At 57.8% G+C, this 23,832-nt stretch carries 20 protein-coding genes and 1 pseudogene; 13 read left to right on the top strand and 8 right to left on the bottom strand.

What is annotated here, in order from left to right:
- Positions 1–622 precede the first annotated feature (622 nt).
- Both GH784_RS13575 and GH784_RS13570 read right to left on the bottom strand, forming a co-directional pair.
- Positions 623–3,135, bottom strand: a pseudogene (locus tag GH784_RS13575) (CoA transferase).
- A 26-nt stretch (positions 3,136–3,161) separates the two neighbouring features.
- Entirely contained in the window at positions 3,162–4,850 is a 1,689-nt protein-coding gene (locus GH784_RS13570; protein WP_153793501.1) for a GMC family oxidoreductase, read from the bottom strand.
- A gap of 160 nt (positions 4,851–5,010) precedes the next feature.
- Here GH784_RS13570 and GH784_RS13565 point away from each other — a divergent pair, with 160 nt between their 5' ends.
- The 6 genes from GH784_RS13565 to fhuB all read left to right on the top strand — a co-directional run bounded on the left by GH784_RS13565 (position 5,011) and on the right by fhuB (position 13,592).
- Entirely contained in the window at positions 5,011–5,940 is a 930-nt protein-coding gene (locus tag GH784_RS13565; protein WP_003518694.1) for a LysR family transcriptional regulator, read from the top strand.
- Positions 5,941–6,389: 449 nt separating this feature from the next.
- Positions 6,390–6,905 carry an RNA polymerase sigma factor gene (locus GH784_RS13560; protein ID WP_003518695.1) on the top strand — a complete coding sequence of 172 codons (516 nt, stop codon included), beginning with the start codon at positions 6,390–6,392 and terminating at the stop codon, positions 6,903–6,905.
- Positions 6,906–7,119: 214 nt separating this feature from the next.
- Positions 7,120–8,079: a FecR family protein gene (locus GH784_RS13555; protein ID WP_100199962.1), complete on the top strand. Its 960-nt coding sequence runs from the start codon at positions 7,120–7,122 to the stop codon at positions 8,077–8,079.
- 227 nt (positions 8,080–8,306) lie between these two features.
- Complete coding sequence (locus tag GH784_RS13550) at positions 8,307–10,691, top strand: TonB-dependent receptor (RefSeq protein WP_236761954.1); 2,385 nt, start codon at positions 8,307–8,309, stop codon at positions 10,689–10,691.
- 113 nt (positions 10,692–10,804) lie between these two features.
- Positions 10,805–11,605: an ABC transporter substrate-binding protein gene (locus GH784_RS13545; RefSeq protein ID WP_162696359.1), complete on the top strand. Its 801-nt coding sequence runs from the start codon at positions 10,805–10,807 to the stop codon at positions 11,603–11,605.
- Positions 11,550–13,592, top strand: coding sequence for a Fe(3+)-hydroxamate ABC transporter permease FhuB (gene fhuB, locus GH784_RS13540; RefSeq protein WP_323131474.1), 2,043 nt, complete (start codon positions 11,550–11,552; stop codon positions 13,590–13,592). Before GH784_RS13545 ends, fhuB begins: the two co-directional genes overlap by 56 nt.
- Before the next feature lie 334 nt (positions 13,593–13,926).
- Here the strand turns inward: fhuB and arsN2 are convergent, their stop codons facing one another.
- Genes arsN2 through GH784_RS13525 form a run of 3 tightly spaced genes read right to left on the bottom strand, consistent with a single transcriptional unit; the run spans position 13,927 to position 15,244 of the window.
- A complete protein-coding gene (gene arsN2, locus GH784_RS13535; protein ID WP_003518703.1) occupies positions 13,927–14,370 on the bottom strand; it encodes an arsenic resistance N-acetyltransferase ArsN2 in 444 nt (147 codons plus the stop codon).
- Positions 14,367–14,894 (bottom strand): arsenate reductase ArsC, encoded by a 528-nt coding sequence (locus GH784_RS13530; protein ID WP_003518705.1) that lies wholly within the window; start codon positions 14,892–14,894, stop codon positions 14,367–14,369. Before GH784_RS13530 ends, arsN2 begins: the two co-directional genes overlap by 4 nt.
- Positions 14,891–15,244, bottom strand: coding sequence for an ArsR/SmtB family transcription factor (locus GH784_RS13525; protein ID WP_003518708.1), 354 nt, complete (start codon positions 15,242–15,244; stop codon positions 14,891–14,893). The genes GH784_RS13530 and GH784_RS13525 overlap by 4 nt, the downstream gene beginning before the upstream one ends.
- 41 nt (positions 15,245–15,285) lie before the next feature.
- On the opposite strand from GH784_RS13525, the gene GH784_RS13520 reads away from it, so the two are divergent.
- Positions 15,286–15,810: a DUF6428 family protein gene (locus GH784_RS13520; protein WP_003518710.1), complete on the top strand. Its 525-nt coding sequence runs from the start codon at positions 15,286–15,288 to the stop codon at positions 15,808–15,810.
- A 44-nt stretch (positions 15,811–15,854) separates the two neighbouring features.
- On the opposite strand, the gene GH784_RS13515 is transcribed toward GH784_RS13520, so the two are convergent.
- Entirely contained in the window at positions 15,855–16,712 is an 858-nt protein-coding gene (locus GH784_RS13515; RefSeq protein WP_003518713.1) for a DUF6929 family protein, read from the bottom strand.
- 402 nt (positions 16,713–17,114) lie between these two features.
- Positions 17,115–18,029 carry a LysR family transcriptional regulator gene (locus tag GH784_RS13510; RefSeq protein WP_003518715.1) on the bottom strand — a complete coding sequence of 305 codons (915 nt, stop codon included), beginning with the start codon at positions 18,027–18,029 and terminating at the stop codon, positions 17,115–17,117.
- Between the two features lie 99 nt (positions 18,030–18,128).
- Here GH784_RS13510 and GH784_RS13505 point away from each other — a divergent pair, with 99 nt between their 5' ends.
- The 6 genes from GH784_RS13505 to GH784_RS13480 all read left to right on the top strand — a co-directional run bounded on the left by GH784_RS13505 (position 18,129) and on the right by GH784_RS13480 (position 22,478).
- The gene (locus tag GH784_RS13505; protein WP_003518717.1) at positions 18,129–19,025 is read left to right on the top strand and encodes a pirin family protein; all 897 of its coding nucleotides are present in this window, start codon (positions 18,129–18,131) and stop codon (positions 19,023–19,025) included.
- A gap of 22 nt (positions 19,026–19,047) precedes the next feature.
- Positions 19,048–19,644 carry an NADPH-dependent F420 reductase gene (locus GH784_RS13500; protein WP_003518719.1) on the top strand — a complete coding sequence of 199 codons (597 nt, stop codon included), beginning with the start codon at positions 19,048–19,050 and terminating at the stop codon, positions 19,642–19,644.
- Between the two features lie 118 nt (positions 19,645–19,762).
- Positions 19,763–20,371: an NAD(P)H:quinone oxidoreductase gene (gene wrbA / locus GH784_RS13495; RefSeq protein ID WP_153793499.1), complete on the top strand. Its 609-nt coding sequence runs from the start codon at positions 19,763–19,765 to the stop codon at positions 20,369–20,371.
- 73 nt (positions 20,372–20,444) lie between these two features.
- The gene (locus GH784_RS13490; RefSeq protein WP_153793498.1) at positions 20,445–21,218 is read left to right on the top strand and encodes an SDR family NAD(P)-dependent oxidoreductase; all 774 of its coding nucleotides are present in this window, start codon (positions 20,445–20,447) and stop codon (positions 21,216–21,218) included.
- A 25-nt stretch (positions 21,219–21,243) separates the two neighbouring features.
- A complete protein-coding gene (locus tag GH784_RS13485) occupies positions 21,244–21,690 on the top strand; it encodes an ester cyclase (RefSeq protein WP_003518727.1) in 447 nt (148 codons plus the stop codon).
- Positions 21,691–21,701: 11 nt separating this feature from the next.
- Positions 21,702–22,478 carry an SDR family oxidoreductase gene (locus GH784_RS13480; protein ID WP_153793497.1) on the top strand — a complete coding sequence of 259 codons (777 nt, stop codon included), beginning with the start codon at positions 21,702–21,704 and terminating at the stop codon, positions 22,476–22,478.
- 160 nt (positions 22,479–22,638) lie between these two features.
- Here the strand turns inward: GH784_RS13480 and GH784_RS13475 are convergent, their stop codons facing one another.
- Positions 22,639–23,754, bottom strand: a complete 1,116-nt coding sequence (locus tag GH784_RS13475; protein ID WP_153793496.1) for a helix-turn-helix transcriptional regulator — start codon at positions 23,752–23,754, stop codon at positions 22,639–22,641.
- Positions 23,755–23,832 lie beyond the last annotated feature (78 nt).

The raw sequence follows: 23,832 nt of genomic DNA, 5'->3' as shown, positions 1-23,832 counted from the left end.
GGGTTCCCGTTGCGCCGGTGTTTCCATCTGGAGACTGGAGCATTTGAGGAATCCACATCCAGGTTTGGGGGCTTTCCCTACATTTTCCGGCCTTCCATATCAGTTCCTTCCGCCTCAATGTTTACGACCCAACGACAGCTGAACTCTTGTTGGATTGCAGCCAGGTTAAAAGGCCGAGTGAGACTGACATCAGCTACCGGACGTTGTTCACGGAGCTGATGCGGCGGACGTTGGGTGCCTAACTTGCGGCGGACTTCCGTTTGGAATCGTAGTTCGTGACTGTGACGGTCAAATAACGCGACTATTGGTATTTCAATCTCACTAGCCCCGTGGACAAGGATGAGCGAAGCTATGTCGGGTCGCACTACGATAAGCAGATCACGGTGCGGTATGATCATACGGTACCCAGATGAAGATTGTGGTTATGGACTAGGGATTGATCACTTTCACCCCGGCAGCCTCGAAAGTGCTTGTATAAGTCATGTCGAGGCAAAAAGTTCTTTCATGGCACTTCCTCCCAAGGTGCCATGTTGAATATCTAACCCGTTAATGCCATCGCGCACTTGGACGGGCCGTGAGCGGCTTCGGTATCCTCCTCAGAACACGAAGCTGCCGTGTCCTGCTAAGTCGGCAGATACTCTGCGCTCCAACTCTCGCTGATCGTGCCGGATGCAATCAACCGATCGATCTCGTTATCGGTGTAGTTCAGGTCGCGGAGAACGGCGCGCGTGGAGGCGCCGTACTTCTCCGCTGGCGTTATAGCCGTGACCTTGCCGACTGCCGGACGGATGGCGAAGGGGTCGAGCTGAGTGACGGTGTGCCCGCTCGGATGGTCTGGAAAAACCGAGAATGAATAACTGCCCCGGTCGATCCCCGGCGTGCCGTCGGCAATGCGGGCGCTGCGGCTGCGGATCTCCTCGATGTTCTCGCAGAGAGATACGCCGATATCGGCTTTTTTCAGGCGCTGTTGCCAGGTTTCAGCAGGTGCCGTCATGAAGGCTTTCGCCAGATAGGCCTCGCGATCGGATGCAGCCATCTCGACAATTGCCTCAAGCCCCTCCGCCCTGCCGAAGCGTGGCAAATCAACTTCCGAAGCACAGAGGAGAATATGATCCCCCGACGCCGTTTCGTAGAGCTGCGACAGGGCGTTATATCCCTTGGTCTCGCGACCGGAGGCTCATCGAAGGGACCTCGGTTGGCATAGTCATAGCAGAAGGGTATCTGGGCGAGACCGGTAAGCGCTGACAGCGAGGTCCGCGGACGGCCGATGACCCCGGTTCTGGATTTCTGATACAAAGCCGCTGCAATGCCGAGCGCAGCGCCGAAACCGCACATTACGTCAATGGTACCGACATGGGCGTGTTCCTCCGGCGTGTCCATGGAGCCGCCAAACCGTAACATGATGCCGGTTGCCGACTGCACGAGGTCGTCATAGCCGAGATAGTCGGTACGCGGACCGGTGCGCACGCCGCCGAAGCAATCGAGCTGGCAGAAGATCGCTTGGGGGTTGAGCGCTTTCAGGCTTTCGGCATCGAGCCCCATCGCCTTGACCTGACGGTCGGTGGCGTTCCAGACAACGACATCGACTGAGCGCACCAGTTCTTCGAACACGATGCGGCCATCGGGCGAACCAATGTTCAGCAGCACGGACTGTTTCCCGCGCATGTGGGACATGCCGAAGATCACGGTGTTCCAGCAGTCATAGAGCGGCTTGGCCGGATCGATCTTGACGACCTCCGCACCGAAGCGGGCAAGATAGGCGACCGAATGCGGACCGGCGATCACATTGCACAGATCGAGAACCTTGACGCCGTCCAGCCAGCCGCCGGGGGCCTCATTCGCTACAACCGGCAAGGAAGCGTGCTCCATGCCGGCGAGCAGTGCTAGCGCCTCCTTGCCCGTTCCCCAACGTCTCGGGCTTGGCGTTAACATAGATTCGGCGCTCTCCTGCAGCCAGGCCATAGGCCCCGGCTGGGTCATGCGGCCGAAGATCGGATCGTCCACTTCGATCATGAGGCCGGCAGCCTTGGCATGATCGTCGGCGATCCATTCCTTCAGCCAGCGTTGCGGCGCACCCGGAAACAGCCCTTCTCCGAAGACACGTTCCCATTCGGAAGCCGTTTTGGTCAGGAAAACATCCTTCATGCGAGCCGCGATTTTGTCAGCCCAGAATTTTGGGAGCGGATAGACACCGAGCGAAACGTCCGAAGACCACTGCGAAACTGGAAGATAGGTGTCTTCCTCCTCGCGCAGTCCTTCAGCAACGAGCTCGTCGTAAATGCCAAGCGCTTGCAGGCAGCGTTTGGCATGGTTCTTGTGGCTGGGGCAGACCACGTAGAACATCCGCCCGTCGGCGCACCTATAGCTGCGATAGAAGGGATCGAGAAACTCCTGGAGGTCGTCAAAAGACATGTCCATTTGCAGGTCCTCGCCGCGCCGGCGCTCGATTTCCCGCTCGCGCTGGGTTTTATAACGCAACGGATAGTCGTCAATCAGAATGGAATTGTAGGACAGGCCCTCCATGACGGCGCTTGCCAGCGGCACCTCAATATGATCGCCGTGGCCGGTGCGCTCACGCGCCTGAAGCGCCAACACCGTCGCGGAGGCCGCAAGCATCGTACCATATGCGGAAGAGAGTGGAAGCGGCGAGAAAGACGGGTTGATACCCATAAGAACGCGGTTTAAGCCCATATCCGTAAAGACGCCCGACGAGGCTGCGATCACTGTCTCGAAGGCTCGCCAGTCCCGGCGGAGTTCATCGTCGGAGGCGAAACCTGGGATAGACAGGGTGATCAGCTCAGGCCGCGATTTACGCAAAGTCGAAAAATCGATCCCGAGCCGGGCAAGCACACCAGGGCGGAAGTTCTCGATCACAATATCAGCCTCGGCCACCAGCGCTTTCGCCTCAAGCAAACCCTTCTCCGTTTTGAGGTCGAGTGCGACGATCAGCTTGTTGCGGTTGAGGATGGCGTTGGCGGGATTGTCCCAGAGCGGCCCGCTGGGGGGATCGATATGCACGACGGTAGCACCCAGATCGCCGAGGATCATGGCCACTGCCGGGCCGGCAATATATTGCCCGAAATCAACCACTCGAACGCCGGAGAGCGGAAGCGTGGAACGTGCGATGAATGTCATCTCTTTTAACCTCCCCCAATAGTTTTCTACGCGTGTGCGTCAGCAACAATCCAGCCGGCTGCCTTTTCGGCGATCATCAGCGTCGGCGCATTGGTGTTACCACTGGTGATCTTCGGCATGATGCCCGCATCGACGACCCGCAGTCCCGCGATTCCGCGAACTTTGAGGCGACTATCGACAACCGCCATAGGATCGTCATCCCCGCCCATTTTCGTCGTACCGACCGGATGGAAGATGGTATTGGCAATATCGCCCGCAAGCCGCGCCAGCTCCTCATCGCTTTGGAACTGCGGGCCCGGTTTCCACTCCTCCGGCCTATATTTCGCCAATGCTGGCTGCGACACGATTTTGCGCACTTGCCGCAGACTTTCGGCAGCAATCCTGCGGTCTTCGTCCGTGCTGAGATAGTTCGGCGCAATCGCCGGCGCGTCCGACGCCTTATTGGAGCGAATACGAACGCTGCCCACGCTCGATGGATTGAGGTTGCAAACGCTGGCTGTGAAAGCGGGGACAGTGTGCAACGGTTCGCCGAAGGCGTCGAGGCTGAGCGGCTGGACGTGATACTCCAGATTGGCGTGGGCCTGGCGTTCGTCCGAACGGGTAAAGGCGCCCAGCTGCGAGGGCGACATGCTCATCGGACCACTGCGTTTCAACGCATATTCGAGCCCTATCATCGCTTTACCAAAGACGCTGTTGGCGAGCGTATTCAGCGTTTTCGTATTACCGACCTTGAAGACGGCACGGATCTGCAGATGGTCCTGAAGATTTTCTCCGACACCTGGCAGGTCGTGCTTGACCTCAATACCGAAACGCTTCAGCAATCCCGCTGGACCGATGCCAGATAATTGCAGGATTTGTGGTGAGCCGATGGCGCCGGCCGACAGAACGACTTCTCCCCGTGCCCCAACCTCGGCGCGCTGCCCTTGACGCTCAACAATAACACCGATGCAACGCTTGCGACCAGATGCCTCGTTCGCAAGGATCAAACGCTCGACATGAGATTGCGTCCAGATCGTCAGGTTTGCGCGGTTTTTCGCTGGGCGCAGGAAAGCCTTGGACGTGTTCCAGCGCCAGCCCGAGCGCTGGTTCACCTCGAAATAGCCGACGCCTTCATTGTCGCCACTGTTGAAATCGTCCGAACGCGGAATGCCCGCTTCCACCGCGGCTTCTGCAAAGGATTCTAGGATATCCCATTTCAGCCGCTGCTTCTCGATGCGCCATTCGCCGCCATGGCCATGCATGTCGGAAAACCTGCTGTTGCCACCAGTCTTCGGGTCTGCGCCATGGTCCAGCCGGTAGTGGTCCTCATGCGCCTTGAAATCGGGCAGGCAATTTTGCCAGGACCAGGCATCGTCGCCGGTTGCCGTTGCCCACCCGTCAAAATCGCGTGCCTGACCACGCATATAGATCATGCCGTTGATCGACGAGCAGCCACCAAGCGTCTTACCGCGAGGATAGCGTAGCGAACGACCGTTCAGTCCGGCGTCCGGCTCGGTTTTGTACAGCCAGTCTGTGCGTGGGTTGCCGATACAATAAAGATACCCGACCGGGATATGTATCCATGGGTAGTCGTCCTTGCGGCCGGCTTCCAGCAACAGGACACGTTTTGACGGGTCACGACTGAGGCGATTGGCAAGCAGGCAGCCTGCAGAGCCACCACCGACGATAATGTAGTCAAAAACGTCGTGGAAATTGCCGGAACCACCATTCCTCATTGGGTTACCCTCCAATCGCGGTGGAACACCACACAGTTATAAGACTGGACACTTTGCAGTGGCATGCCATGCTTCCTCCCTGCTTTATATGCAGGCATAGCCAACATTCGCTCGTGAAATCCAATGACAAATTCAACCAAGCATTATAAGTGAAATTAATATGCTGGAAGGTATCGATCTGAGAACATTGCGAGCGTTTGTTACCGTGGGGCGAGAAGGGAACGTCACCCGCGCCGCCGAGCACCTGCACGTCACGCAGCCTGCGGTGACGCTTCAGTTGAAACGCTTGGCCGCTGACACCGGGCTAACCCTGTTCCGGCGGACCTCGACAGGTTTGGAGTTGACACAGGAAGGTGCACTGTTGGCGGCAAAGGCCGAGCAAGTGCTGGCGGCGCTGACGGAGTTTGGCCAGACAGCCGGGCGTTTATCGACCGGCGTCCGGGGAAAATTGCGGATCGGTACGATCATCGATCCGGAGTTCACACGATTAGGGGCGTTTCTGAAAGCACTTATCGAAAACGGGCCAGGTATCGAGACAACGCTGCGTCATGGCATGAGCGGCGATGTGCCGGAGAGGCTGAAGCGAAACGAACTCGACGCCGGTTTCTATCTTGGTGATCCAAGGGACTATGACCCGCCGACCGATGTTACTGGAGGGAGTACCGCGTCGCTTTTCCACTCTCGCGCACTTGCGCAATTGACCTATTGCGTTGTCGCTCCGCCATCGCTCGCCAGCTTTGTTCGAGGGGCCAACTGGTTACAGCTTGCCTCCCTCCCCTGGATCGGCACGCCACCCGCATCGGTCCATAACCGGATGCTGGCACGGCTGTTCACCAATCTTGGCGTTCGCCAACAGATTGTCGCCCAGGTGGACCAGGAAGCGTCAATGATTGCCATGACACGCACAGGGATAGGGCTGAGCCTTTGTCGGGAATCGATTGCCCTGCATGAACAGCAGTCTCATGGACTGGTCATCGCTGATAATGTGAAGCTCTCGACGACCTTAAGTTTCCTCTGCCTGGAAGCGCGTATCAGCGATCCGTCGATCGTCGCTGCATTTGACGCAGTCAAACGAGTTTGGGTTCAGTAAACCGACTTAGCGGTGAAGCTCTTGATGGGAATCGAACCGCCATCCCACATTTCCGGTGACAGAGAAATCCAAAGCGGCGATCGCCAAAGTCACAATTTAGCTTCTGCAATGAAATGGTTGAAGATCAGCGGCATCGCACCGCAGAGAGGCGCCATCTGGCCGCAGAAGGCTGTCGGATATGTCCCGGATTTAATAGTATCTGTTCCAGCGTGAGAATTAGGCGTCCGTACGGCGTATTCGTTCTAATTCCTTGCAGTTTCATCTAAAATCTCGTCTGTTATACAAATTCGATCTTTTGTCAGCATTGTTAATCCGCAACCGAATGGACGCGCTTCTTTGGGAAACGACCGCCGCAAGACATCCAAAATAGATGCGCCGACGTATTCTCCGGGCTACGTGGTTGCAGTTGCGGACATCTTGCCGTTGGCTCGTGTTCACGGGCCAGTGAAGTGACTGCAAGGCTGACCGACATCTTTCTGAGCAAACGCAGATCGCTCATCTGGAGCGTCATGCGGATCGTTCGCGATCCACAAACGGCAGAGGATGTAGCGCAGGAGACATATGTCCGCGCCAGAAAGGCGATCGAAAACGGCCCGATCGAGCACATCGAGGCGTTCCTCTATCAAACGGCCCGCAACCTCGCTATCAACCACAAGCGGCACCAGGACATGCGCGGCAGCGTGGAACGCAACGACCTGTACGACACCGATGTCGAGAATATCGCTTCGCCATTGCCGTCTCAGGAAGCCGATTTGATTCATCGCCAACGGCTGGAACTCCTCACTGAAGCGATTGCGAAACTACCGCAGCGTGCACAGACTGTCTGGATGCTGAGCCGCATTGAGAAATGGTCGTATCCGCGGATCGCCGAACACCTCGGCGTGTCACCCAATACGGTTTTCAATGATCTGAAGCTCGCCCATGCCCATTGCCTCGACGCCCTGGAAAAAATCGACCGTGGCTGAATTCGTCTCATTACCCGGCTGCTTACCAATGGGAACGGGTAGCGCTGCCAGATCGCCTCCGGCGAAGAGGATTTTTGGGAGATTCCGGTTTGTGAAGTGTCTCAGGAATAAGGCGGCCCGATCTGGCGACTGCCGGATAGGGATGGGCTGAGTGGAACGCGACACGCATAGGCGCGAGAATGAAGAGCAGCAATTCGTGCATCCGGATCCAGCAATGGACGCTGCACTGAACTGGCTATTCACGCTGCAAGCCTCGCCCGACGATGCCAACCTTCGCGCTAGGTTAGACGACTGGCTGCGGGCTGATCCTTCGCATTCGCGAGCCTTCGATCTCGCCGTCGGCACATGGGGACTTCCCGAAATGGACATGGTGGCCAACGAGATCGCAGCCCGATCCGAACACGCAATTGCTTTGCGCGAGGCCATTGATCTTCGCCAAACCGGACCAAGGCGAAGACTGTTGCCCAGGATCGCGATGGCGGCAGCGGCGGCGGTGCTTCTGGCCATAGGCATTCAGCAATATCCGGACGTCATGCTGCGCTGGCGGGCTGACTATGCGACGCCCACAGGTCCGCATGAAGAGGTCTCGCTGCCCGACGGATCACGGATGATCCTGAACACCGCATCGGCTGTGTCAGTGAATTTCCAAGGGGCGAAGCGTTCGGTGACCCTTCTTAGGGGCGAAGCATATTTCGATGTGGTCCATGACGCAGCCCGGCCGTTTACGGTGGCGGCCAGTTTCTCGGAAGTGGAAGTCAAAGGCACGGCGTTTTCAGTCCGCACCGACAATGCGGAAGACACAGTGGTGTTGGAAAGGGGCCATATCGATGTTTCGCTTCTCCAGAACCGCAAAGATATGGCATCGCTCGAACCGGGGGAAAGCATCACTGCCTCCTCCAATAATCTGTCTGTTGTCAGGAAGTCAGACACCTCGACCTCTCTTGCATGGCTTCAGGGACGGCTCGTCTTCACGGACCAACCGTTCGGTCAGGTTCTGGATGAAGTGGAAAGATATTACGGCCAGTCAATACTGGTGGCGAATGCCAGACTCTCAAGCGTGAGGGTTAATGGTAGCTACCGCCTCGATAATCCCGAGCGGGTCATCCACTCTCTGGCCACCGCTGCTGGCGCGACTGTGACACGGCTTCCAGGCGGGATAATAATCCTTCATTGAATAATCAACTTTTTTTGTGAGATTTACCCAGCCCGATTGTCAGGTGTGTATGGGCCGAAAAAGCATAATGCGTGTCGGCCCTTGGATCAGGATTAAGAGGGACGACCATGGGGCTGATTGCGCGGGCTAAAGCAAGGGATGAAACTGGCAGGAACGGGCCGCTTTGCGGCAGGCGCCATCTGACAGCCCTGCTTGTCACATCGAGTGTTCTTGGTGGTGTAAGTGTCATGCTTCCCACGGTCGCCAAAGCGCAGCAGCAGATCACCGGGCAATCCGTCAGCTTCAATATCCCGTCACAGCCCCTTTCGTCGGCGATCAATGCATTCATCCGCGCAAGCGGCTGGGAAGTCGGCTTTGCGTCACAAGCGGTTGCCGGAAAGCAATCATCGTCAGTCAAGGGCTCCATGACACCAGCCCAAGCACTGCAAGTTATGTTGACCGGTACCGGCGTCGGCGCCCGGATCTCCGGCCCATCGACGGCTGCCCTGGTAACGGCGCCGGTGACCGGCAGCGCGATCACGACTGACGGCTCAACCGTCCTGCAAACAATTACCGTCGCTGGCGAGGGTATCGATTCTTGGGAAGCCCCGCCCAGCTATGCAGGCGGCCAGGTCGCATCGGGTGCAAAGCTCGGCATGTTGGGCAATACGAGCATCATGGATGCACCCTTTAATGTGGCCAGCTACACGTCGAAGACGATCCAGGATCAGCAGGCTGTTACCATCGCCGATGTGGTGGCCAATGATCCCTCCGTCCGGGTCTATACAAGTGGCATGGGATCGTCCGCAGGTGTCGGTGACAGTTTTTACATTCGCGGCTTTTCAGTTGGCACATATAGCGTCCTGATCGACGGCTACGGCGGCATTGCACCCGACCGCATCATTCCAGTCGAAACCATGGAAAGCGTCGAAATCCTCAAGGGGCCGAATGCCCTTCTCAACGGATATTCCCAGTATGGATCTCTTGGAGGATCGATAAACGTCGTCCCGAAAAGGGCCACCGATGAGCCCGTTACACGCGTTACGACAAGTTACGCGTCGGACAGCCAGTTCGGAACCCACCTCGATTTCGGTCGACGGTTCGGCGAAAACGAGGAATGGGGTGTCCGGGTCAACGGCATCTTTCGAGGCGGCAATACTGCAATCGACGGGCAATCCGCTCAGCTCGGCGTCGGCACCATCGCACTGGACTATCGTGGCGATGACTTCAGGGCCAGTCTCGACGCTGGCTATGTCGATCAGCAAACGGATGTACCGACCGGCGCTGCCGGCTTCGGATTTACTTCCGACATACGCAATCCTGCTGCAACTGATCTGAGCAAGCAGATCTATCAGGGTTGGGAATATTCCAACACCAGGAGTACCTATGTGCTTGGAAAATTCGAATATGACCTGAATCCGTCATGGACCATCTATGGCGGCGCTGGCTACCGGGGCTATTCTCAGGAATCTCTCTCCACCGACATCTTCGTCAACGACGCCTTGGGCAATGCTACGGCGACAGCATATTACAGCCCGATCCACGGACATTCAGCCTCTGCTCAGACCGGGATCAGAGGCGAATTCGACACCGGCCCGATCAGCCACAAGTTCAACCTGAACGGTTCCTATCTTTTTCAGGCGCTCAATCAGCAAAGCAATTATTACGGCTTCGCGGCATTCGATACGAACATATACAACGCGCCGACCGTCGCCCGCCCCTCGACCGCGGGTTTCAGCGATAGTCCGCCGAGATACTGGAACGTCAACGCTCCGGCCGTGACGCTTGCCGACACCATATCATTCCTGGATGATCATGTGCTGTTGACCGCAGGCGTGCGCTACCAGCAGATCGGTGTCGATGTGTTCAATCCGGATGGCAGTACGTCTCAGGCATATGACAGGCACGCGCTGACACCAGCATTCGGCCTGGTCGTGAAGCCCGTAGACAACCTTTCCATCTATGCCAACTATATCGAGGGTCTCCAGCAGGGACCGACGGCCTGGGCCGGGACATCGAACGCGGGCCAGATCTTCCCTCCCATCCTGACGCAGCAATTCGAAGCCGGGGTCAAATATGATTTCGGGACGTTCACCGCGACCGCCAGTGTCTTTCAGATTGCCAAGCCGGGCAGCAGCATCACCACCGATGCCTTCGGCAACTCGGTGTTCACCGTCAATGGAGAGCAACGGAACCGCGGCGTCGAGCTCAACGTCTTCGGCGAGGCCACAGAAAATCTGCGCCTGCTGGGCGGCATTGCCTATACGCAAGGCACGCTGACCAAGACGGATGATGGCTTCTATGACGGAAATACCGCTATCGGCGTGCCCCGCTGGCAATCCAATCTGGGCATCGAGTGGGATCCGCAGTTCGCGGAAGGCCTGACGCTGTCCGGCCGAATGATATCGACCAGTTCCCAATTCATCGATCAGGCTAACACCCAGAAACTGTCAGGTTGGACCAGGTTCGATATCGGCGCTCAGTATAAGACGAAGTCATTTGGCAATCCGCTCGTCTTGCGCGCGTCGGTGGAGAACGTGTTCGACAAAAACTACTGGGCCGGGGTAGACGGCGGGTGGGCAACGACGGGCACGCCCCGCACTTTCAAACTGTCGGCGACTGTGGATTTCTAAACATGAGAGTGGGGCCAACCGTCCTTCGACCGACACGCCGACATGTGCTGCAAGCCGGTATCACTACCGGTTTGAGCCTCATGCCCGGCTTTCGAGGGAGCACTGCGCGAGCAATGCCCTCCCATCCCCTTGTCGTGCTGGATTTCGCCCACGCGCAGTCGCTTGTGGCCCTTGGCGTCGAGACGTTCGGCATGGCGGAGCGCTGGCGCTATGAACAGTATGTCGAGGAGCCCCGCCTTCCAGCCTCGGTTTTCGACATTGGTACATTGCACCAACCAAACCTTGAGCTTCTGGCTAGGGTCCAACCTCAGCGGATCATTCATTCGCAGGAGTGGCCAACCGATATCGAACAGCTCGCGCGGATCACGTCCTTGACGGAGCTATCTATCTATACCGGCACACGTGCGCCTCTCGATCGTGCACGGCAATCATTCTTGCAAATCGCGGAGATCGCCGATGTCACGCAGCGCGCGGCAGATTATATGGCCAGCTTCGAAGATCACATGAATGCCTGCCGCTCCCGTCTAAGACCATTCGAAGGCAAAAGAGTGATGGAGCTATGGGCAGCGACGCCGCGCGACTTCTGGACGCTTGGTACTGCCAGCCTCGTACACGATGTCCAAGAGCATCTGGGGCTGAGAAATGCTGTACAGGAGAGCGGCGACACCTGGGGTTGGCTGCCGGTGACAATGCGAGATCTCGGCGCGCTGGACGACACGATCATCATCCATTTCGGCCCGGTGCCTGCCCCGTTAAGCAACAACCCGCTCTGGAACAGTTTCGGCTTCGTTCGACGCCGGCAACTCGTCGTCCTACCCCGCAGCTGGCTGTTCGGCGGACTTCCCGAAGCGGATAGAATTGCCCGGCTCCTCACGCAGGCATTGGAGGGACGACATCATCTCTCCGCAAACTGAAACGCGACGCAAACGGCGCTTTATCTTTTCCTTTCCATTGTTATGTATTCCCGGAGCCTTGGCCGCCCTTCTGAGCCTCTATCACATTTGGCTGGACATTCCTCTGTCAGCATGGTGGCAAGCGCTACTAGCGCCGGATTTCGAAATTCCTGGCCAGATGATCGTGCATTTCATCACCCTTCCGCGCATAGCCGCAAGCCTGCTGGCCGGCGCATCCTTGTCGCTCTCCGGCCTGATTTTCCAGCAAGTCCTGCGCAATCCACTGGCCGAGCCGTCGACAACCGGTGTGTCGGCGGGAGCGGCACTCGCCCTGAAAGCTTCGGCCTTGCTCGCTCCTTCGTTGGCCCTGCCGCCTGTGCCGGTTGCATGCGCAGGCGCGGCTGCGGCTATGTGCCTGACGCTTGCGCTGGCATCGCGCAACCTCGCCTCACCGCTGCGGCTGATCCTGGCGGGCCTTGTCGTCGGCCTGTTCTGTGGCGGGATCAATTCCGTGCTGGCGCTGTTCTTCCACGAAGAACTGCGGAGCGTCTTTCTCTGGAATACCGGCTCGCTGCTCAATCTCGGTTGGGACGCGTCAGCCTACGTGGCACCTGTGCTGCTGATATGCGCTTTACTGGCCGTTCTGATGATCCGTCCGCTGGAATTGCTTGCACTGGAAGAGCATGGCGGCCGCAGTCTGGGCGTACCGGTGGTCACGGTTCGGTTAACCGGATTGCTGCTTGCGGTCGTGCTGGCTTCCGTCACCATCGCTGCGGTGGGCGTGATCGGGTTTGTTGGCATAGCGGCGCCGACAATCGCACGGCTCGCAGGTGCCAGGACATTCAGGCAACGGGTGGTCGCGACGCCCCTCCTGGGGAGCATTCTTCTCTGGCTCGCCGATCAGATCACGCAGATCAATCCACTGTCAGACAACGAACTGCCGACCGGTGTCTTGACGGCCATATTCGGCGGCGCCCTCCTGCTCTGGATGCTGCCGCGCCTCCGTGGCGCGAGCCTTGGCGACGCTGGCGTCTCCCTTGCAAGGCGCAACGTCACCAAGGCTCCGTGCATCGCATTCGCGTTATGGGCCGTCCTGCTGGTCATTATAATATGGGCGTCGCTTTTATCCGCGCAGAGCCTTGAAGGCTGGTTCTGGCAGGGTTTTTCCGATGGAAATGCCGCTTTTGAATGGCGCTGGCCTCGTGTCGCTGCCTCCGCAATTGCAGGAGCGATGCTCGCTGTGGCGGGCGCTATCATCCAGAGGGTCACCGGAAACGCGATGGCCAGTCCGGAAATTCTCGGGATAAGTTCTGGCGCTGGTCTGGGAGTAGCCTTGTTATTTCTGTTTGATCCAGCTTCGGGCCATGCGCTGAAAGTGTCTGCAGCCAGCGGCGGAGCCTTCCTGACCCTGGCCCTGAGCTTCGCGCTCGCCAGAAATGCATCGGCGTCCCCGGAACGGATGTTGCTGACTGGCGTAGCCCTTGCGACAGTGTTCGGCGCGCTATTGTCAGCCATCACGGTGCGATTTGATCCGCGAGTTGCCAGCCTGCTGTCATGGCTTGCCGGCTCAACCTATTCGGTCACGATTTTCGACATCCTCGCCCTTGCAAGCGTCGCCCTTGGCGTGACAGCGATCCTCCCTCTTACCCTGCGCTGGCTTGAGATATTGCCGTTGGGAGACGTGACGGCGCGCCAGATCGGGGTCAATGTTGGTGCAAGTCGCCTAGCGCTGCTGCTCATTGCATCGCTGCTTACCGGAACAGCAGTACTGACCATGGGGCCTTTGAGTTTCGTCGGTTTGATAGCACCTCATCTCGCCAGGATGACCGGCGGCAGAACCATACTTTCTCAACTCATTATCTCGGCGATTCTCGGAGCAATCGTCATGGTTTCAGCTGACTGGCTTGGCCGAAATCTCCTGTTTCCGTATGAGATACCCGCTGGCACGCTGGCTGCACTCGTCGGTACACCCTACTTTTTCTGGCTGATGTGGCACAAATCGCAATAGCGGTTGGCGTGTCACCGAATGAGCTCTCGCCCTGAACCAGTCTGAACCGATGACCCGGTCATACTGGTCAGACTTTGCCCTGCTACGTGAAGTCGATCGGGCGGTAGACTCTTCATCTCTTTTGCGGCGGCGCAATACTTTCTCGCGAATTTGGAAGGTGGGGCCAATGGCCCGAACGGGTTGCTTCGCTGTCAAGCGGCGTAAATCACCGGTGACGGACAAGGCTCGACGTCTCCTAGAGAAATACCAATCCTGTCCCGCCGACGCTCATCGTGATGACAACGATCCAGGAACACCCAGACGGTCAGGTAGCGTTCAAACGTAGACATCGACTTCACCCTATTATTGTCTTGGCAAGCAGTGTGGCAGATGCCGGACATAGGCTTGCTGCCTGGCGGGTCTGCAGAATGGCGGCGGGTGCAGCCGCGCGATCAATCTGGGCGAACCCGAGGTGCTCGAAAAAAGATGTCGCCGAGTCCGTCAGAAGATAGACGGTGCGGACGCCATGACCCATCGCTTGGTCAAGCACGAGATTGGTTACGGCTACGCCGTAGCCGCGCCCGCGATGTTCCGGAACCACGACCACCGAGCGCAGGAGGGCGTGCTGACCATAAATCTCAAGACCGCCGAAACCTACCTTGCGGCCGTGATCGCTCAGCCGGAAGAAGCTGCGTCCGCTTTCCGTGAGATCGTCGGTCGGCAGACTGGCAGCTTGCAGGGCCGCCAAAAGGTCGCCATTGGTTCCGGCGACCGGCTGCAGATCCAGCCGCCAGCTCACGCGACATCGCTCCGGCGGTTGGTTGAACCTTCCATCGCACCGATGGTGCGCAGCTGGGTTTCCAGAGCCAGCTTGTCGATCGACGAAAGGGGCAGGCTCAAAAACGCGGTGATGCGGTTCTTGAGGAACCGGGCGGCCCGGGAGAACGCTTGGCCCTTTTCGATGAGCGAGCCTTCGACCGCGGCCGGATCCTCGACCCCCCAATGGGCGGTCATCGGGTGGCCGATCCAGACCGGACAAGCCTCGCCGGCGGCGTTGTCGCAGACCGTGAAGATGAAATCCATGTGCGGCGCGCCGGGTTCGGCAAAGACGTCCCAGCTTTTGGAACTGAAGCCACTGCTTTCGTAGCCGAGGCCGCGCAGCGTATCGAGCGCCAGCGGGTGAACCTCACCCTTTGGTTGACTACCGGCGGAATAGGCTTTGAACCGGCCCCTGCCCTCGCCATTGAGAATGGATTCCGCCAGGATCGAGCGGGCGGAATTCCCGGTGCAGAGGAACAGGACGTTGTAAATACGATCGGTCATTGCAGCTTCTCCATGGCTGGTGCGCAGCAGGCGGCGACCTCTGCCGCTGGTGCGCAGATTTCGGGATGGCCGGCGCAGCAGTCTTCCATCAGGAAGCGGACCAGGGCACCGAGGCCGTCATAGTTGGCGGTGTAGATCATCGAACGGGCCTCGCGCTTCTGATTGATCAGACCAGCGCGCTCCAGCTCTTTCAGGTGAAACGAGACGTTTGATGGTGAAACCTCAGCCTTCTCGGCAACGGCGCCGGCGGCCATGCCATCAGGTCCTGCGACCACGAGCATGCGCACGATATGCAGCCGGGTTTCCTGCGACAGCGCTGCAAATGAGAAGAGGGCTTGACGTTCTTTCATATTTCTACAATCCTTGAATTATTGAATTGTGAGTAGCCGAAATGAATGCAATCGACAAGTCCCTTTTGGAACTGGACATCAGCCTGGGCCGGCTGCTGGGCACCATCGACGCTGCTGGCGATGTGCAGCTGGTCTTTTCCTACGACGGCCGGCCGGTGAAACCCGGCTACCATGTGACCGAGGTGAAAGTGGGCCAGTTCGCCGCACTTGACTGCGGCGCCAACCCGGAAGTCTGGTCGGAAATCTTCGTGCAGCTGTGGGACATTGAGGAAGGCGACCGCACACATATGCCAGCGGCCAAGTTCGCGGCAATCATCCGCAAAGTCTCCGAGCATGTGCAACTGGATGGATCAGCGAAACTGACCTTTGAGGTAAGCGATGGGACCCGGCCAATGCAGCTCTACTGCGCATCGATGCCAAGGCTTCGGGATGGCGCACTGCATGTTGAACTTGCGCCGCGTCCGGCAAGCTGCAAACCGCGCGATCGTTGGCTAGAACAGGAGACCCGGAAGACAACACAGGCATGTTGCGGAGCGAGCGCCGCCCAAAACACCTGCTGCGGATAAAGTCGCAGCACACCTTGCGTCCGTATAATGACAGGTCCGCAGCGCTACAGGAGAAAGGATGCCGACAGGAGCTTTGCCGGTATTGCGGCGTCGTCCGCATCGGTAACGAGAAGCAGTTCCAGCGTCTCATTCTTCGTCTGAGCGCTGACGCCTTCCACCTTGTATGGCTGTTCAAGCTGGTGCAGCGAGAGCAACCGCCCATCTTTGTTAGCGATCCCGACCGCGGCCCCTACGCAATGGCCGTCAACATATGCGTCGGCAGTATCTTCCGCCACGGCACAAAACACAACGTCGCCACTGGGCAGAGCCGCCGCATCCGTGAAGCAGAGTGGAACGCCCTCGATCATACCAAGATCCACCCTCGTGATGGAGGATGGCGCAATGGCAGCGTTATACGGACCTCTCAAAACCTCGAGAACAGGTAGCAGCGGATAGTGGATAATCGCGTTTTCGATATGTTTCTTGTTGCCTCGCTGAAATAGCAACAGCTGATCGCCAACCACGGCTGCTCCCTCGATATTGAGATCAGCGAACGCCTGATGAAGCGGACCAAGCAGCGGCCCCATATCGATTTGCTCCGGTGAACCGCTCAGCGCACCTTGTGGATCAAGGCCAAGGAGAACACCGCGGCCGCGGTTTGGACGCGATGCCGACCCCAGTGCCAGTAAAGCGCCATCCGAAAAGCTCTCGAAAGCTGGAATGAACACGATCGCCTCCAGGTCCGGCTTTTGGCGCTTTCGATCGGCCTTGATGATAGGCAGGTCGCCCGAAAACAGGCGGACCAGTTGACCCGGTCCGTTGTCACGCGTGGAAAACACCCCGAGGTGATGTTCGTCATCCCCGACGACATAGAAGTGTGACCCGACGCAGACCAGACCGCTTCCGGCGCTGATATAAGACAACTGCGTGTCACATCTCCCTGGAGAGACGTCGAGTTCTCGAAGTTCGGTCGTAACAATCATCGATCCTTGCTATCACCGTGAACGTCGGGGTTCTACCGGCTGAGACGCGAAATTGTCTACGCCTTGAAGGGTTGCGTACCGTCGACCCATGAGACGGATCAGCTAAGCGCCTGACAACATCGGTAGTTTCGCTGCGCGCTGTGGACCGTCCTCACTGTGGCAGCCCGGCGGGTCGCGACCATGAAAAGTTTGCGCATTATCTCGCGGTCGCGGGTTGACATACGACAGCCAAGCGGAAACGACCATCTCGTCGACGGCAACATTGCGTCCCCGGGCGATGCGGGCGGAAATCTGTAAGTGCATCGACACGCCAAAACTGTTCGCTCGCGTGTTTCCCAAAGTCTAACCAGCCGCTATCGGATCATCAATATCTTGGCTCTGGAAATGGTCGATCAGAAAGCGGCCGGCCGGTCCTGGAGGTGTGTCCGTTCTATAAACAGCCTGAAGGCGGTAAGGACCGCCCTTGCAGTCCGGAAGATCAAGCTGCACCAGACGCCCTGCCTCAATATCGTCTCTTACCATAGGTTCGGGCATGTTGCCCCAACCAATGCCTTCTTTTAGCAGCATGTGCTTGGCGCCAAGGTCAGCGAGCCGCCAAGTATGGTTCCCGACAACAGCGAACTCGTGTCCTTGGGTAAGAGGCGATCTGTCGGTCAGGACCAACTGGATATGTCCTCGGGCCGCGCCCGGTGGATGAGATCCCCCAGCTAAGGGATGATCCGGTGAAGCGACGGGGATGAGTTTGACAAAGCCCACACCGATGCGCTCGAGGCCCGCAATCTCAACATCGAGGGGGCCACTGATGCCGATCGCTGCCGTACGGTTGAGAACAATCTGGGTGACGGCACCCAAAGCTTCGACATAAAGCCGAAGGGAAACGCTCGGGAATTCCTTCCGAAACGCCTTCAGCGCATCCATCACGCGTGCCGCCGGTAGCATGACGTCAAGTGCCAGGTGCACCTCCGGCTCTACACCACGAAGCATACTTTTTACCTTGGCCCGAAGATTGTCTATGCCATGGGCCACGCTCTTGGCCTCGGCAAGGACCGTTCTTCCTTCCAAAGTTAGCTGCGGCTTCTTCGTCGAAAGCCGATCGAAGAGCGTGACCCCCAACTGCGCTTCCAGGTTGGCGATTGTGTAGCTGATCACAGAAGTAGCACGGTTGAGCTTCCTGGAAGCAGCCGCGAAGCTGCCTGTCTCTACAACTGTAATGAACACTTTGAGCTGATCCAGGGTCGGTTGGCCGGGGTCTGACATTTCTAATTCCTCGAACGTTTTCGCCGAAATTATCTGAGTTTTCCGAAACGTCCAGTGGGCCTACCTTCAATCCATCGAATTCAACCGCCGGAGCTGACAATGTCCTATTTGTCGAACGCTGACATCGAGCAGGTTATCCTGCCCTCGACCCGTGATCTCGGAGGCTTCTCCGTTCGCCGGGCGCTGCCTGCGGCCATGCGCCAAATGGTCGGGCCATTCATATTCCTCGACAGTTTCGGACCCGTGCGGTTCGGTGCTGGTGAGGGAATTGATACCCGCCCTCACCCACATATCGGCCTTTCAACACTCACTTACCTTCTCGAAGGTGAGCTGCTGCATCGTGACAGCGAAAGCTACGTCCAGTCGATCAGCCCCGGGGAAGTCAATCTGATGGTCGCGGGCTCTGGCATTGTCCATTCTGAGCGGACGCCCGACCATATCCGCAAAGAAGGAGGAAAACTCACAGGCCTGCAGAGCTGGATCGCTCTTCCCAAACAATCGGAAGAGACTGCACCGCTCTTTCAGCACCTCGGCGCCCATGAACTGCCGACGATCAATGGTGAGGGCATCGATATGAAGCTTCTCGCCGGCACCCTGCACGGACGGCGCTCACCTGCCAGTACCTTCTCTGACCTCTTTTCTGCAGAAATCCAGCTTCAGGCTGGAGCACGCTACAGGATCGACGGTGAGCATATCGAGCGAGCGATCTTCGTCGTCAGCGGTACGATCGAGATCATCGGGCAGGACGGAACCTACGGCCCGGATTGTCTTATCGTGTTCAAGCCCGGCGCGGAGATCGTGGTGAAGGCGAACGAGCCAGCCCGGTTTCTCGCCTTCGGAGGCGAGCCGCTTCCTGAAAAGCGGTTCATCCGCTGGAATTTCGTGGCCACGGACCAGGAGCGTATTCGCCATGCGGCAAACCTGTGGCGCGAACGGCAATTTCCCGGCGTGCCGGGCGACGACGAATTTACTCCCCTACCAGACAACTTCAACTGAAACCCAATCAAGGAGAACTACTATGACGACCTATGCAATCATCGGTTCTGGTGCGATCGGCTCGGCACTTGCTGAGCGCTTCCACGCTGCAGGAGTTGAAGCCGTTATCGCCAACACACGCGGTCCGGGCTCGCTTCAATCTTTTACCGAAAAGTTCGGCAGCACGGTGAAGGCTGTCGAACTCGATCAGGCTCTTCAATCCGACGTTGTTATTCTGGCCGTGCCTTATGACGCTGTACCGGAAGTCGCCAGCAAAAATGCAGCTTGGGATGGCCGTACCATCGTCGACGCGACGAACGCTATTGACTTTCCTGCTTTCAAACCACGTGACCTTGGTGACCGGCTGTCTTCGGAAATCGTCTCCGATCTCTTCCCTGGCGCTCAGCTCGTGAAAGCGTTCAACACTCTCCCGGCCGCCGTATTGGCTGCCAATCCGGTAAAAGCGGGCGGAAAGCGCGTTCTCTTTCTGTCGGGTAATTTTCCAGAGGCCAGCAAGAAGGTAGCAGACCTGATCGCTCGTCTGGGCTTTGCGCCGTCTGACCTTGGCACTTTCAAAGCCTCCGGTTCAATTCAACATTTTGGGCAGGCGCTGGTCGCGCTCAACCTGCTGAAGGACTGAGAGGCCAAATCGATCGATAAAATCGAACGTAATGCGCCAAATTATACAGATTCTATTGAATGATGAAAAAGCAGATGTTGTCTCCATCCAATTCAGCCATCCCAACGGAGCAAAGCGAATGACCAAGGTACTCGTCCTCTACTACTCGTCCTACGGCCACATCGAGACGATGGCAGGCTCGATCGCAGAAGGCGTGCGACGCGCCGGCGCCGAAGTAACAATCAAGCGTGTCCCGGAAACTGTTCCGCTCGAAATCGCCGAAAAGGCTCATTTCAAAATCAACCAGGAAGCCCCGATTGCGACAGTCGCCGAACTGGCGGATTATGATGCGATTATCGTCGGTACCGGCACGCGTTTCGGCCGCATGTCGTCGCAGATGGCGGCGTTCCTCGATCAGGCCGGTGGCCTGTGGGCTCGTGGCGCTCTGAACGGCAAGGTGGGCGCTGCGTTCGCATCGACCGGCACACAGCACGGCGGTCAGGAAACCACCCTGTTCTCGATCATCACCAACCTCATGCACTTTGGCATGATCATCGTCGGCCTGCCCTATAGCCATCAGGGCCAGATGAGCAGTGAAGAAATTGTTGGCGGCGCCCCTTATGGGGCAACGACAGTTGCCGGTGGCGACGGGTCGCGCCAGCCTTCGCAGATCGATCTCGCCGGTGCCTTGCATCAGGGCGAGATCGTCGCCCGCACTGCGGCCGCTCTTGTCGCTGCGCGCAACTAAACCCGCCTAACTCAATCTTAAAATCCAGCTCCAACCAGACCAGCCGATTGCGATCGGCTGGCAAGGAGAAGTCATGTCCTCGCTTTTCTTAAACAAGGTCGTCGCGGTCACCGGCGCAGGCTCTGGGATCGGTCGGGCAATAGCACTTGGGCTCGCTCGCGACGGCGCGACAGTGCATCTGGCTGATCGCGATGCCGAGGGTCTCGCCCAAACGGCAGAGCTCATTCGAGCCGAAGATGGCCGGGCGTTCACAACCGAGCTCGATGTCGCGAGCGAGCTCCAGCTCGTCGGATGGATCGAACAGATCGATGCCGCATCCGGTCGGCTCGACGCAGCCTTCAACAATGCCGGGATAACCGGCCCTGCAAAGCGGATTGAAGATTACCGATTGGAAGACTTTCAGCAGGTCATCGCAGTCAATCTGCAGAGCGTCTTTCTCGGGATGAAATACCAGATCCCTCTGATTAAGCGCAATGGTGGTGGATCTATCGTGAACACGGCTTCCGTCGCCGCTTTGACGGGACCGGGAGGCATGAGTGCCTATGCTGCTTCCAAGCACGGGGTGCAGGGCCTGACCCGGGTCGTCGCGATGGAGAATGCAGCGCACGGCATCCGCGTCAACGCGATCGCGCCTGGCTGGACTGAAACGCCCATGGTCGCGGCAAACAACCGGCAGAACCCGGCTTTTGCGGCACTCGCCCAGAACGCCATTCCTGCCAAACGCGGCGGCAAGCCGGAGGAAATCGCGGCCGCGGCAATCTGGCTTGCCTCCGACGCCGCCTCCTATGTCACCGGACACATGCTGACCGTCGACGGCGGCATGACCATCGGTGGTTTTGAACTCTGACAGCGAACCTCGAAAGGAAAATCCCATGTCAGACCAAGCTGAAGCATTGAAAGCAATCGTGCGCCGCAACACGCTCGAGGTGCAGTCCGGCGGCAACTTCGAGCTTTTCGACGAGCTTTTCGCCGACGATTTTCTGGACCACACACCGCAGCCAGGCGGCACGCCAGATAAGCAAGGAGCGCGTCGCCTTTATCACGCGCTGCGCGAAGCCTTCCCGGACTTCCGCGCGGAAATTCACTGGCAAGCGGTCGACGGCGACATCGTGACGACTTTCAAGACCTATCACGGCACCCACCGGGGCGTCGTTCTTGGGATCGCGCCAACGGGCCGCCAGATCAAGTTCGAAACTGTCGATGCCATGCGCATTCGCAACGACCAGATCGTAGAACACTGGGGTGTCGCCAACCTCTATTATCTTCTGCAGCAACTCGACGCCCTGCCCTCCTCGGCCCCCAAAGTGCCGGAACATTAAGGATCACCACAATGAGCAACAGTAACATTCTCGAAGGCAAGGTCGTGATCGTAACCGGCGCATCGAGCGGCATTGGGCGTGCAATCGCCATCCGGGCTGCCGAACATGGCGCCAAAGCAGTTATCGTCTCGGACGTGGTGGAAGCACCGCGCGAAGGCGGTGAACCGACTGCCTCCGAGATCAGAAAACTTGGGGCCAAATCCGTTTTCGTGAAAGCAGACGTCAGCCGCAAGGTTGACAACGACGCCCTCGTTGCGGCGGCAGAAGAATTCGGCGGCGTCGATGTCATGGTCGCAAATGCAGGCATTACGCTGAAGACAGACGGGGCGGAGGTTCCGGAAGACGATTACCGCCGCCTGATGTCTGTCAATCTCGATGGCCCGCTGTTTGGCGCGCAGGCAGCTGCGCGCCAGATGAAGGCGCTCAACAAGCAGGGCAGCATTGTCCTCATGGCAAGCATGGGCGGGATCTCTGGCTCCGGCATCACGGTTGCTTATTCGACGAGCAAAGGCGGTGTTGTGCTGATGGCCAAATCATTGGCCGATGCTCTTGGCCCCGACGGTATCCGCGTCAATGCAGTCGCACCCGGCACCATCGACACAGAGCTTCTTCGCACCAGCCCCGGCATCGCACAGGCCTCCGAGGGCTTTCGCCAGAGGACGCCGCTTCGCCGGCTTGGCAAACCGGCGGAAGTCGGCGATGCTGTGGCCTTCCTTGGCTCCGACATGTCGAGCTATGTGTCAGGCACTGCGCTCCTGGTGGATGGAGGGCTGCTCTCCGTTATATGATTTCTTGACCCTCCAGTCGGACCCGCGCCCTTAAAAGCGCGGGTTTTCTATGTTTGAAGAATATCTTTGTCGTCTAAACCGTGTGCGGAAAACGCATCTATCTCTGAACGAGAGGCGCTGCCGAGATCGGGTCCAGGACAGAAGCGGTTCGTCATCTCGCTTAAACGAGCACGCGCAACAGAGACTTCAGATCTGCCTGACTTGAGAGCCCGGTTTTTTGAAAGATGGACTTTAATTTTTGGCGGCTGGTTTCATACGAGATGCGATTAGCCGCGGCCGCCTCTGCCAGCATAAGGCCTGCCGACAACGATCTGCATAGACGCAGTTCAGAAAGCGTCAGGCCATAGGCCTTGATCAGGATTTCCTCATCTGGGTGTTCGTTATGCGGCGTCAATTGGTGAATTTGGACTAGGAATTGATCACGGCTTGGCATCAGCCCTGTTTCAAACGTCGCAGGAATTTGATTTACCATCACAATCCATTGCGACTCTTTAGCTTGCAACAGCTTCTTGGCAGTGAACTGTGCCTGTCGGCTTCTGAGGGAGTCTACAAAAGCGGTCGTGAACGGCGAACTAGCGAAGTAAACGTTATGGTGCCGACAACCGACTGGAAAGTCATGGGAGAAGGCGGCAACAGCTAGGTGATTGGCTTCAATTAGCCTCATACGATCATCGATAATGAAAGCAATTGACCTTTCCCGGCTCACCAACGCCGACCTCGCCGCGGTCTTGCTGGTTATTTCTTTCAAGTAGTCAGCAATTTGCATCGCGTTGATTAGCGAGCTCCGAGCACTCTCCATCACCAACTCAAGCGTTGACGAATATTCGCCCGACAGCCTCTCGGAAAAATGGACTGGCAGGTAAATAACTTGATCGTCGCTCGCCTGGAGGCGCAGGCCAACGGCGGCGTCGAAATCCCCGACTGCCCTCATCCAGTCGTTATAGAACTCACTATCATGATAACGGCGAGCTGGGTCATCTCTTTCTGCGACGAGGATCGCTCCGTTCTTGGCATATTGCCAGAACCGCCGCCATGGATTGACGTAAGAGTAGTGCGTAAGGAACGATTCGAGATGCCTTTGGTCGAGACCGTCCGCCACGGCAAAACTAACTTCAGGCGTGGTAAAATCCTGGTTGAGTAAAGCCGCGTAGGATCCCGGGAAGGCCTCTGTAAACGATGAGCAGACATCCCGCCAAGGACCGCGGCCTGTTGCTGCAACAAATATAGCTGATGACACTTGCTCTGATGCATTCCGAGTTCTGTCCTTTGGCAACATCTTGTCTCCAGTTTATCAAAAAGGAAAACGAACGATTGTCTTTGCCACTCAACCCCCTCCCAATTGGGACTGTTCGGA

Source organism: Agrobacterium tumefaciens, assembly GCF_009649785.1.
Taxonomy (GTDB): Bacteria; Pseudomonadota; Alphaproteobacteria; order Rhizobiales; family Rhizobiaceae; genus Agrobacterium; species Agrobacterium tumefaciens.
Note: the sequence above shows the minus strand (reverse complement) of the source record. Positions and strands in the feature narration are given on the sequence as shown.